Genomic DNA, 11249 nt, shown 5'->3' on the forward strand with positions numbered 1-11249 from the left:
TAGCAATTAAACTGAAATGAAGAAATCAATTCTATTATTCGCGGCATCAGGATTATTATTAACTGCTTGCCAAAATTTTAAAAAGGCTGAAGGTGGCCTAGAATACAAAATCGCTAAAGATGCCGGTGCTGAAAAAGCTGTATCAGGTGATTTATTAGCAGTAGACATCATTCAATCATCTGATAGAGACTCTACTTTGTCAAGTACATATGAAACAGGAACTCCTCAAATCGTACAATTATATCCAGATAGCATTATCAAGCAAAATCCAGGAGATCCAACAGGTTTATTCAAATTTGTAGGTGAAGGTGATAGTTTGGTATTTAAGATTAATTTAGATTCTATCACAGCTAAAACACAGCAACCAAAGCCACCATTTGCAGATAAATATATTATCTACACGATTAAAGTTCAAAAACACTTCAAAAAAGGTAAGTTAACTGATCAACAATTAGGTGAGCAGGTTACCAAATATTATGAAGAACAAACTGCAAAATTAAAAGGCGCTGAAGCTGGAAAAGTTGAGGCTTTCTTGAAAAACAGCAAATTAGCAACTAAAAAAACAGCTTCTGGTTTACAGTATGCTATTACTAAAGAAGGTACAGGTAAAAATGCTGCGGTAGGTGATACTGTTGTCGTTAATTACTTAGGTAAATTGGCTAACGATAAAGTATTTGATACCAACCAAGCTGATCTAGCTAAAAAACATAACAAATTTAATCCACAAAGACCTTACGAGCCTTTACGTTTACATTTAGGTGTTGATGGCGTTATTACAGGTTGGACTGAAGCTTTCCAATTATTGAATAAAGGTTCAAAAGCTACTTTGGTTATCCCTTCTAATTTAGCTTATGGCGAACGTCAAGCAGGAGAGATCCCAGCATATTCACCATTAATTTTTGACGTGGAAGTTCTTGATATTATCCCTGGAAAAGCACCTGCTGCAGCTCCAACGACAATTCCTGCAACAACAACTACACCGGCTACGCCTGTAAAGAAATAAGTAAATTAACTTTTACGCTGAAAGCGCTTATCGGATAACCGGTAAGCGCTTTTTTTATATAATCAACTTAATGATGCAAACATTACTCAAAAATAGTCTCCCTAATACCGTAGTTTATCACGCAAATAATTTTAAATATTTGCTGATCATCTTATCTTGGGTATATGATTGAAGATACCTTTTATGGGCTCCTCTGCGAAGTCTCTTCGCTAAAGACTCACTTTCCAAAATGCTTTTAATCCCTTTATAGAAAGAATTTACAAACATTTCACTATCTTGATAATTTGTAATTTCGGTAACTATTGCCGTTACATTATTTTTAAACATTGATCTCAGTCCGTTAGCATCTGAGCATACAATAGGAAGACCAAATTTCATCATCTCAATTGCAGTATAACTACACTGCTCCGTATAGGACGGCAATATCCCAACATCAGCAATATGGTATAAAGATATAAGTTCATCCTTAGCAACATGGCCTAAAAAAGATACTCTACTTGAGATGTGCTTACTAAATGAAAAGATATGATCTGGATCAGATACATTTCCACAGATTACCAACCTGCTATTAGGATGTATTAATAAAATCTTCTCAAATGCTTTCATCGCAATGTAAATTCCTTTTACCACATTAACACGACCCACATAGAGTAAAATTCTATCTTCAATATTAAAACCATATTCCTTTATTATTTCGGATCTTGGTTTCAATAGTTGATGATTTTTCTTTACAAGTCCATTTGAAATTAATTTTATCTTCTTCTTCTTTATTAAATAAAAGTCTTTTAACAACTGTTTTGTTTCAACTGATGAACACACAATCAAATCAGCTTTACTCATCATATCTTTTTCGGAAACAAAAGAGTCTTTGATAAATCGATGGTTAATATTAGATACTACGCCATGATTATTAATAATATTTCTAAAAGTACTTTCATCTCCTAATAAACTTGATGTCCAGTTGAGATCATGTACAATCTTTAAAATTTTAGACAGGGGATATAACTCCCTTATTTTTAAAAGAATTTTATCAAAATAATTGTAATTAAAAATAAACACATTATTTGCACTATCTAAAACATATAAATTTATTAAAGTACAAACATTATTGAAATTATTTGCCGACCAACCTTGAATAGTAGAAGGAAATCTCATCTTTATAATTTCATCAACTTCTAAAATTATAAACTTATCTGTATCACTATTAAGTTCAATTATTACAATACAATATCCAGCCTCTTTCAAAGTATACAAAAGCTGTGTGTTGAATGTTCCAATACCATTTCGGAGGGACTGATAATAGTCATCAAAAATATAAATATACTTCATTTACTTCTAGGTATTTGTAAAATTTTCCGCAATAATAACCCACTTATTCCATCTCTAATACCGAGAGTTTCTAATTGAATGTTATCCGATTGTGCATCTATATCAACTCTAATAAATCTATCTAAATCCATTTTAAAATCGTCAAAAGGGACTAAATTATTAATTATTCCAAGCTTAAAAATTATTTCTTCCGATAGTTTCAATTTTTTAGCATTTTTATATAAATACGTTAAATCATCAATAAAACTTTTTAAAAATGGATTACGCTTTACATTTTTATTCCTTCCAGCAAGTCTAGCACAAACGTAATTTAGGATTCCCTCTAGTCCGGCTTCTAAACTATAATCATTAAATCGTCTTGGGCAAATTTTCATAACCATCTTATCAATATCGTTACAAATCAAATTTGAATTTCCTTTAACAAAATTATTTTGAATCAAATATTCAATACCCCATCCAATTCCTGAAAATCCTGATTCAAAATCTATACTTAAGTCTTGTGCCAGCGATTCCCATATTTCATCTAATTGATTATTAGCATAGCCCAAAAATAAATTATTTTCAAGATATTGGCTTAAGTGAAAAAAACATATTGCGATTCCAAATTTGCCATTTAATAGACCATAATCAGTAATATTACCTGAATCAAGTATTAATCGATGAATTTGCTCCTCATCAATATCTACTGATAATTGACAATTTTTTATTAACATATGAATTTAAAAAAAATGAAAAAATAAGTAATCACTTTTTATAATGTATACTCTTGTAATACATAAATAAGAAGTCATATATAACCAGCTCGTAAGTTCGATTATCACTGCAAAACATCCTATTCATCATCATATGTATGTGATTTCCCATTAAACTATCTAAATTGACTGGAAGATTTTTATTACTTATTTTTTTCATGATTTTTTTTGCCGTAATATTATAATCTAACAAACTATTATCCACAATTGAATTCATTTTTACAAAACCTATTTCATTAATGGAATTATTTAAAACTTTAAAAATTACCTCCTTATTAGCTCTATATTTATTCTTAAACTGTGTCGTATTTTTTGATGAAATATTAAACTCCTTTTTAAAAGATGCACTCAAATTTTCTAATATGCGAAGTTTAGCAGCAGTATCTTGATTAAAAGAAGTTAGGATACTATCTATCAATTTTAAAGAAATCATCCATCTATATTTTTCCTCAAAAGAATTTTTCATAATTTCTTTTATAAGACTTAATACACAATTACTATTACAATAAAATAATGTTTCATTTTCTACAATTAAATCTTTATTATACCGCTCTAATTCCCTAATGTACGTATCTAATTGAACTTGCCAGATTAAATAGCCTACATCTTTATTAATTCTCTTGTATATAATATTTAGCACATTTGCAAAAGAAGATTTTTCTTTCAAGAGGAAACGAATTCTAATATGTGGCTCCGGATCATTATATCTAATAAAAAACCATTTATCAATTGATTTACTACGAAGCAGTTTATGAACAACAGGCAGCAAGTCATTTACAAGGAAGTTGTCACTTGAGGATGTACCTAAATAAATTTTAATGTAGAGCCACTCACTACCAGGAATAAATATTCTTTTAATGTTCATTAAGATTATTTTTATAAAATGGTACTATAACTTCATGCACATATTGACCTTTGCTATCTTTTACAATAGCGTCTTCCATACTGAAAATAAATTCATATAACTTTACACTATCTACTTTTCTAAAAACATCAAGAATAGATTTAACATTAATTAAACTTTCCCAATCAATAACGAGCTCAAGTGCATGCTGATAAAGCTTTATAAATCTAGGTACAGAATATTGCAGTCTCCATTTTTTTATTAAAAGCTTTAATTGATCATCATTTTCATAATTATATAAAATTTGATAGTCTTCTTTTATAAAATACCAAAATGCAGGTTTCAAAATAACATTTCTATATTTAATTCTAGGTTGAAATGAAGACAAATTGGTGATATGATCAAAAGCCTTGAGAAATAAGGAATTTCTTTGACCTTGTGTTTGTAAATCACATAAAAATCTGTAAACAGGTGAGTCTGACATTCTAAAATTATGTGCGTTTGTTAATTTCGGAATTACTCTTTTATTATGCCTTTTTGAATAAAGAATAATCTCACCATTTTCAAAGTAAACAAGCAGATCATTTACATGTATTCTTCTTTCTTTTGGTAAATCAGAATGTCCAAAACAAATCAATTCATAATCTCGAATATGAGGACGAGAAGTAACATTGCCTAACTTTGCTTTCGACAGGTAAACTATTTCTGCCAAAATAATATCAGGATTCAGCTGTTGCTCTTTCGCCGTTATTTCAGTTACTAAATCTTCCAATTTTGAATTGCAATGTGCAAATCGTGCTAACAGATTTGCTCCAGAAGAACCGTTCACTCCTTTCAAATTAAGCATAATATCATCATCATTATGCTTAATCACTTCAAAAATAGCAAATATAGAATTTGGCAAATCATCCCAATCTTCAGGAAGCTCTAAAACATCTTCATCTGTTAATATAATTTCATATTCACCCTTTTCTAGAGCTTCTAGATTTTTTTTCCTCAAATGCTGCTGCACAACATCAAAATGTGACTTTATCCTACCTGGCTCATTAATGATTAAGTCATCAATAAGTGTTGATTTATTTCCATAAGTGGTACCCACAGGATATCCAATCCCTATTTCTGGATCTAAAGCAATTAACAATTCTATTTTTTGTTTTTCAAATCTCTTATAGAACGCTCTTTTGAATTCATTTAAATCATTATCTTCATTATTCTTAGGTGTTATTTTATTCAGAAAACCGATGGCCAATTTAATCTCGTCGATCACTTTTTGTCCAATTGTCGCGTTAAAGGTATTTTTAAAATATTCTATTTGAAATAAGGATTGATTAATTTTGTCAATAGGCACACCCAATTCTAGCAAAAGCTTACTACTTTTAATATAGCTACTAATTCGTTGCTCTGAACTTTGCTTCGGTAAATTTTTCAATGTGCTATGGATATCTCTTAAAAAAACCCCTTCTTTATTTAGAAATTTGTCATCTTGGAATATTTCAACAATGCTATTAAAATAATCTTTACCAATTGAAGAATAGAAAAGTTCATCTACTATAACCTGGTTATCAATGAGGTCTAATATAAACTCTTCTGATTCTTCCTTTTCAAAACCTTTATCTATAAAAAAAGTAATCAGTGTACCAATCGTGCACCCAGCTTCAGTAAGTTGCAAAATTTCGTTTAAAAGTTTACTATCAGCGATCTCAGATATAGCTGATTTACCATTAACTATATCCGAACATTCATAATAACGAATATTTCGCCTAGATTTATATAATGTTGGATTTGGATAGTATTGTAAATCAATCATCTTTCTATCTAAGATTTGTAACATAAAATCTCGGACATAACAAACAACTTCATTATCCAAGCGAGGGATTAAATCTAAGTCGAGAATTAATTCAACATTAGACTGAACTCCAATCTCACCAACAATACAACCTGCGAATAAACCAAAAGGAGTACATCGCGTTGACATTCTCGAAAAATATTTTACTAGGCTATTTTCTATTTTAATCTTCGTTTTCTCATTTGTTGAAAATTTAAGAAGTTTGGTTAATTCACTATACAAAATTGGAGAAGAAATATAAATGGCCTCCTGAAAAATAGGTTCTTGAAATTTTTCATAAAGAGAATTCGCTGATTTTAAAACAGTAATGTAATCGCTAAATGAAAACTGAGGAACTCTAAAAATTATTTTATTAAATGCGTGGTATGGTATCATGAGCAAAAAAAAACTCTTACACTACATATAATGAAATAGTGTAAGAGTGATTAAAAATTAATCAATAGGATTACATCCTCCGCATGTTGCATATGGAGCAACTGTCCAAATGGGAGCACCTGAACCAGGATCGCACCCAGCAGGCATTGTAGTCTGACAATCAGAAGATCCTGAACCACAAGTACCCCGCCCTCCTTGAATGTTTTTCAATGAGGACTTATCCAAGTTTACAATAGTTTTTTTGTCTAACGACAACTTTTTAAGCTTTTTCATACTCTAAAAAAATTAAATAATTACTAAAATTTACATTAAAAACATTTCATCCCAATACTGTTCATCACCTTTCAAATATGAAAGAAAGACGACACCAATTCCTGAAATACCCGTCAACAAACTAAGATCTTGGTGCCATTCTTTATTATAATTTGTCAAATATCCAGCTAATCCATTATCAAATTTGGAAAACCTCAACGTTTGTTCTAACCAATATTTTGAAGCATCTAAAAAAATCTCATTTTTAGTTTCCAAAAACATCCGATTATAAATCATCGCTAGTCCTGCACTACCGTGACATACACCACCTTCAATAATATTATCTTCAGTTAACATATTTCTCTTAGTAGACTCCTCAAGAACAAATAATGCCTCTCTTCGGAGACTACTATCATTTAACACAAAACTAGCCTTAAACAATCCTATTGCTACACCTAAATCTCCGTAACACCAGGATAATCTACTTTTGGATTTTTCTTCAATACATCTATAAGGAAAGTAGCTCCCATATTGTTTATAATCTAGTTCTTGTGAAAGAAGAAAATTAACCGCTCCTCTTAATAATTTGAAAGCCATGTTTACTGCTATTTTTTTTTCAATAACTTTTGAAAGAAAAATAACAATACTTGACATTCCATGACTCAGCGAAATATTAACTGCAATTTCACCTGAATAATCAACATTTGAATTCCACTTATATCCTTTACTTTTATCATCATAAATAGCCGTTTCAGACAGATAATTAACAATTTTTTGAACTTTTTCTATCTGGCCTATTTTTAAGTAAAATAATCCAATACCCAGAGCTCCATGCATGAAATCATAATGTCCGTTTTCTAACTCAGATTCCAGATTGTTACTTAAGTATTTATCTAATTGTTCAATTATATCATTAGTTTCAATCTCTAAAAGATTCTTTTCTTTCAATATTTCAAATAAATACAAACCTCCAGAGAGGCCACTACAAAATGAATAACTATCAAATGAGCTCATAAACTCAGTTATTAAATCACCAATTATAGCCTCGACTTCGTCAATATTTTCTGCATTATATTCAAGGTATTGGATTAAAAATAAACTTATACCAATATTACCATCATATAGCCCCTTTCCGTTAGAATATTTTTTTTCTTTAAGAGACAGAAGAATCACGTTATAAATTTCCTCAACTTTATTATGTATACATTCTCTAAACAACATATATAGTTCCGAAAGGCTTTTTAATTTAGGTAAAATTACATTTCTCTAATATAGTGCAATATTATTATGTATCAAAGTACTTTTATTCTTTTTTTACAGAGTTAAATAAAATAATAAACTCACTTTTCATTTTATTTAACAACGTTTTTAAGAAAGTTATATTTAATCACTACTTTTAAAAGTCTATAGCGATTGACTTTTAAACTACAGTTATAAGTTCATGAAATGAGGAGTTGTATTTGACCACTATATACAAATTTATTGGAGATTAATATTTCTTTTAAAGACTGCAATAGTTTCTAACTAATCAAATAAATAGACTATTTTAGATAATTACAAAACATATATAAATGATTAACAATGCTTTTTTAATAATCTGTCATAAAAATGAAGTACAAATCTGTGAGCTTATTAAAACCATATTAACACAAAAACAAAATCATTGCATTGTTTTTTGCGATTTAAATTTCACAATAAAAAAAACTTTAAAGAAATTATCAATAACTCAAGACAGAGTTGAGATCATTCATTCTAATTTCAAAATACAATGGGGAGAATTTTCTATGGTTCGTGCAAGCTTAATTTTATTAGAAAAAGCATATAATTCGCAAAATAACTTTAAATATTTCCATCTTATAAGTGGACAAGATTTTCCTATAAAGTCAATGCGAGAAATCGCTAATTTCTTTAAAAATAATGATAAAATATACATTGATTACTTTATGCTCCCACGCAAAGATGGACAATGGTTTCCTAATGGAGGTATGGATCGCTATATCCACAATAATCCAAACAAACATTATAGACCTAACAATATTAAATCTTTATATGGTGGAAGCCAATGGTGGAGTATAACCAGAGAAAGTGTATTATATATTTTCAACTATTTAGAATCCAATCGATCTTACCTAACCTTTTACAACAATACATTTATACCAGATGAGTCTTTTTTTCAAACTATTTTATTGAATAGTGAGAAATTAAATAAAAAGATAGTAAATAATAATTTAAGGTATATAGATTGGGAAAGTGGGCCTACATATCCCAGAATTTTAACGAATATAGACTTCAAGAAAATTGTTCAATCTAATTACATTTTCGCAAGAAAACTTGAAGCGAAAGAGAATCCGGAACTTATAAAATTACTGAAGATTTATATTCAGTAGTCTAGTGCAAATCTAATTATCGAAGTGTACACAGAAGAACAATATTTAAAAAACCTGTTTAAAACGTTTCTTTCTTCTAATCTGAATTTCACCCGCATACTGTTCATCTCTATTCTTTAAATGATCATTCTCCGAATGTAATCGGTATTGATAAGTTGGGGTATTGATAAACTTAATATTTTCATAACCTGCTAATTCCAGTAAAGGAAATAATAAAGCCATATCATAAGGCATTTTAAATATTTTACCTGTATCATCCCTGAGACAATTTAAATTATTATCCTGAAAAAGCAATTCCCTGAATACTTTATACTTAAATGTTCTTAAATGGGTCACTTTCCAATCTGATAATCTAAGATTATCAAATTCTTCCTTAGTATACGATATACCGATTTTCATTATGTTATCAATATTTGTCATTGAGCCATATGTCATCAAAACAGAATTATCGTGATAGGTTCTATCAATAATATTTAACACATATTTATGCGGCAACATATCATCAGCATCGACCAAACATATCACATCTTCATCTTCAAATTTATTCGTCATGAGTACATCTATAATATTTTGCAGAGCAAACTGTCGTTTACTATTAATGATTTTTCTCACAATCGGTAATTCAGGTATTTTTTCTTTACTGTTATCAGTGGAGCAATCATCTATCATTATGATCTGGTAATTTCTAAAACTTTGCTTCAACACGGAATTTAGATAATCATCTATATAATTTACTGCATTTCTAAAAGGTGATATAATATAAATTTTATGAGATATCACATTTGAAATTTTATTCTTTAACAGTAGAAATGCATTGGGAATGATCGTCTCTAAAAACTGGTTAAATTCCATTGAAAAATTTTGTTCTAATGTAGAAATTAGAGAAAGAACAACTTCATAAACTGGAGATAATAAAATAAATGATTCTACAGATCTAATATTTGAAATTGTTACTAAATCTTCATTAATTGCAACAATATTTTTGTAATCTGCATTGATATAAATTGAATATATTCCCTCAGATGCCAAATCGTTAATTATTTTATTTAAATAATTAATATCAAAATCATATCGAAAATTACTTCCGCATACACAATAAATGGCGTCCTCATCATGAGAAATTGCCCATTCGATAGCTGATCTTAAATTTTTATATAAATTACCTTGATTTATAAATCCTTCCGGATTGATATCTAAAATTGATTCCTCAAAATTTACAAAACTGTTATCTTTATTCAATAAAAAAGTGGTTATCATAATGCGACTTAAAATTAGTAAAAAGTGAACAGGAATATAATTGATTAAAACTTCAAAGATTTGGTGAGATTTAGCCAAATTCTTTTAAAAATTGACTGATCCTCGGTAATAATATCGGCATCTGCAAGGATACCCGGTTTCAGCTTAATAGGGGAATCTTGCTCACCTCTACTTAAGATAACTTTAGAAAAGAAAACACTGTCCCTGACCGGTATGTCAGATATATAGTTGATCTTTCCTCTCAGGTAACCGTATTCCTGATATGGATAACTTTGCACTTTGATTAGTACATCCTGTCCTACTTTTACCTTCGATGACTTACTCTGTGGAATCAGTATTTCGCCATAGTAATCATCTTTATTGGCATTGACATAAAACAGCTCTTCACCCATCTTGATTAATTGATTTTCCTGTAAAAAATCACCATAGATCAAGGTGCCCCTTGAAGGACTGCTGATCACATACTGTTTTTTCCAATTTTCGGCATCACTGATGAACGTATTCAGTGATTGATAGAATTTCTTCTCTTCTTCAAATATCTGATTGTTGATCTCCGACATCTCCTTGTCTTTCGAAAGTCGATTGCTCTGGTTACTGATAATCGTATTTTCCGTCTGGGGAATGGACTGCCGCTTAGCGAGCAATAGTGCCTCCTTTTGCTGGAGTTCAAGCTGGCTGATCACTTTCTTCTCTGCTAAAATCTGGTATTTGGCATATTCTGTTTCTGCCAGTGCCAGTTCTTTTTTCTGAAGATCGAAACCTTCCTGAATTCTTTGACTCTGTTCATTGATATACTTTACTTCGTTTTGAATAAAACTTTTTCTTTTTTGATAGATGCCTTCTTTATTGATCGCCACATAGTTCAAATAGGCGAGATAAAAATTCTGATAGCTGTTCTGGAGCTCGCCTAATTCCAGTTCTGTCGGAGTTACGATATCTTTTAGATCTGCTAGTTCGATGGTGCTACTACGCACAAGTTTCATCTTATCTAGCAGATTGAGGACTTGATTGTGGTCTGCTACGCTTTCCACATAGGCAATATCTGTATTTTTATCTACAGCCATACCGTCCTTGACCAGAATCTTCACTAAGTTTCCGTTTACTTTACCGGTCAGCACCTTAGGAGCACTACTGGTATTGAACTTCATAGATACAGGTACCACTTCGGGATAGCGGATGAAAAAGGCAAGCCCAAAGATCATAA

Annotated in this window: 10 protein-coding genes; 2 read left to right on the plus strand and 8 right to left on the minus strand. The window is 30.1% G+C overall.

Annotation, left to right across the window (positions count from 1 at the left end; translation table 11 throughout):
• Nucleotides 1-16 precede the first annotated feature (16 nt).
• Entirely contained in the window at nt 17-1003 is a 987-nt protein-coding gene (locus EDF66_RS25375; protein WP_132846047.1) for an FKBP-type peptidyl-prolyl cis-trans isomerase, read from the plus strand.
• A 117-nt stretch (nt 1004-1120) separates the two neighbouring features.
• Here EDF66_RS25375 and EDF66_RS25380 read toward each other — a convergent pair whose 3' ends face one another.
• From EDF66_RS25380 to EDF66_RS25405, 6 genes are read right to left on the minus strand one after another with little or no spacing between them, the layout of a single operon-like run.
• Nucleotides 1121-2332: a glycosyltransferase gene (locus tag EDF66_RS25380; protein ID WP_132846048.1), complete on the minus strand. Its 1212-nt coding sequence runs from the start codon at nt 2330-2332 to the stop codon at nt 1121-1123.
• The gene (locus EDF66_RS25385) at nt 2329-3045 is read right to left on the minus strand and encodes a lanthionine synthetase LanC family protein (protein WP_132846050.1); all 717 of its coding nucleotides are present in this window, start codon (nt 3043-3045) and stop codon (nt 2329-2331) included. The genes EDF66_RS25380 and EDF66_RS25385 overlap by 4 nt, the downstream gene beginning before the upstream one ends.
• Before the next feature lie 31 nt (nt 3046-3076).
• Nucleotides 3077-3949, minus strand: coding sequence for a thiopeptide-type bacteriocin biosynthesis protein (locus EDF66_RS25390; protein WP_132846052.1), 873 nt, complete (start codon nt 3947-3949; stop codon nt 3077-3079).
• Complete coding sequence (locus EDF66_RS25395; RefSeq protein ID WP_132846054.1) at nt 3939-6149, minus strand: lantibiotic dehydratase family protein; 2211 nt, start codon at nt 6147-6149, stop codon at nt 3939-3941. Before EDF66_RS25395 ends, EDF66_RS25390 begins: the two co-directional genes overlap by 11 nt.
• Nucleotides 6150-6206: 57 nt before the next feature.
• Complete coding sequence (locus tag EDF66_RS25400) at nt 6207-6422, minus strand: class I lanthipeptide (RefSeq protein WP_132846056.1); 216 nt, start codon at nt 6420-6422, stop codon at nt 6207-6209.
• A gap of 30 nt (nt 6423-6452) precedes the next feature.
• Nucleotides 6453-7622, minus strand: a complete 1170-nt coding sequence (locus EDF66_RS25405) for a lanthionine synthetase C family protein (protein WP_132846058.1) — start codon at nt 7620-7622, stop codon at nt 6453-6455.
• 350 nt (nt 7623-7972) lie between these two features.
• Here EDF66_RS25405 and EDF66_RS25410 point away from each other — a divergent pair, with 350 nt between their 5' ends.
• Nucleotides 7973-8788 carry a beta-1,6-N-acetylglucosaminyltransferase gene (locus EDF66_RS25410; protein ID WP_132846059.1) on the plus strand — a complete coding sequence of 272 codons (816 nt, stop codon included), beginning with the start codon at nt 7973-7975 and terminating at the stop codon, nt 8786-8788.
• 45 nt (nt 8789-8833) lie between these two features.
• Here EDF66_RS25410 and EDF66_RS25415 read toward each other — a convergent pair whose 3' ends face one another.
• Nucleotides 8834-10123, minus strand: a complete 1290-nt coding sequence (locus EDF66_RS25415; RefSeq protein WP_207898785.1) for a glycosyltransferase family A protein — start codon at nt 10121-10123, stop codon at nt 8834-8836.
• Nucleotides 10090-11249, minus strand: a 1160-nt coding sequence (locus tag EDF66_RS25420; protein ID WP_132846063.1) for an HlyD family secretion protein, incomplete at its 5' end; no start/stop codon positions are given. The genes EDF66_RS25420 and EDF66_RS25415, both read right to left, overlap by 34 nt.

The organism is Sphingobacterium sp. JUb20, assembly GCF_004342035.1.
Classification (GTDB): domain Bacteria; phylum Bacteroidota; class Bacteroidia; order Sphingobacteriales; family Sphingobacteriaceae; genus Sphingobacterium; species Sphingobacterium anhuiense.

What these genes read in the sequence shown, in the direction of transcription:
- EDF66_RS25375 (WP_132846047.1), top strand. Translation starts at nt 17, where the DNA reads ATGAAGAAATCAATTCTATTATTCGCGGCATCAGGATTATTATTAACT.
- EDF66_RS25380 (WP_132846048.1), bottom strand. Translation starts at nt 2,332, where the DNA reads ATGAAGTATATTTATATTTTTGATGACTATTATCAGTCCCTCCGAAAT.
- EDF66_RS25385 (WP_132846050.1), bottom strand. Translation starts at nt 3,045, where the DNA reads ATGTTAATAAAAAATTGTCAATTATCAGTAGATATTGATGAGGAGCAA.
- EDF66_RS25390 (WP_132846052.1), bottom strand. Translation starts at nt 3,949, where the DNA reads ATGAACATTAAAAGAATATTTATTCCTGGTAGTGAGTGGCTCTACATT.
- EDF66_RS25395 (WP_132846054.1), bottom strand. Translation starts at nt 6,149, where the DNA reads ATGATACCATACCACGCATTTAATAAAATAATTTTTAGAGTTCCTCAG.
- EDF66_RS25400 (WP_132846056.1), bottom strand. Translation starts at nt 6,422, where the DNA reads ATGAAAAAGCTTAAAAAGTTGTCGTTAGACAAAAAAACTATTGTAAAC.
- EDF66_RS25405 (WP_132846058.1), bottom strand. Translation starts at nt 7,622, where the DNA reads ATGTTGTTTAGAGAATGTATACATAATAAAGTTGAGGAAATTTATAAC.
- EDF66_RS25410 (WP_132846059.1), top strand. Translation starts at nt 7,973, where the DNA reads ATGATTAACAATGCTTTTTTAATAATCTGTCATAAAAATGAAGTACAA.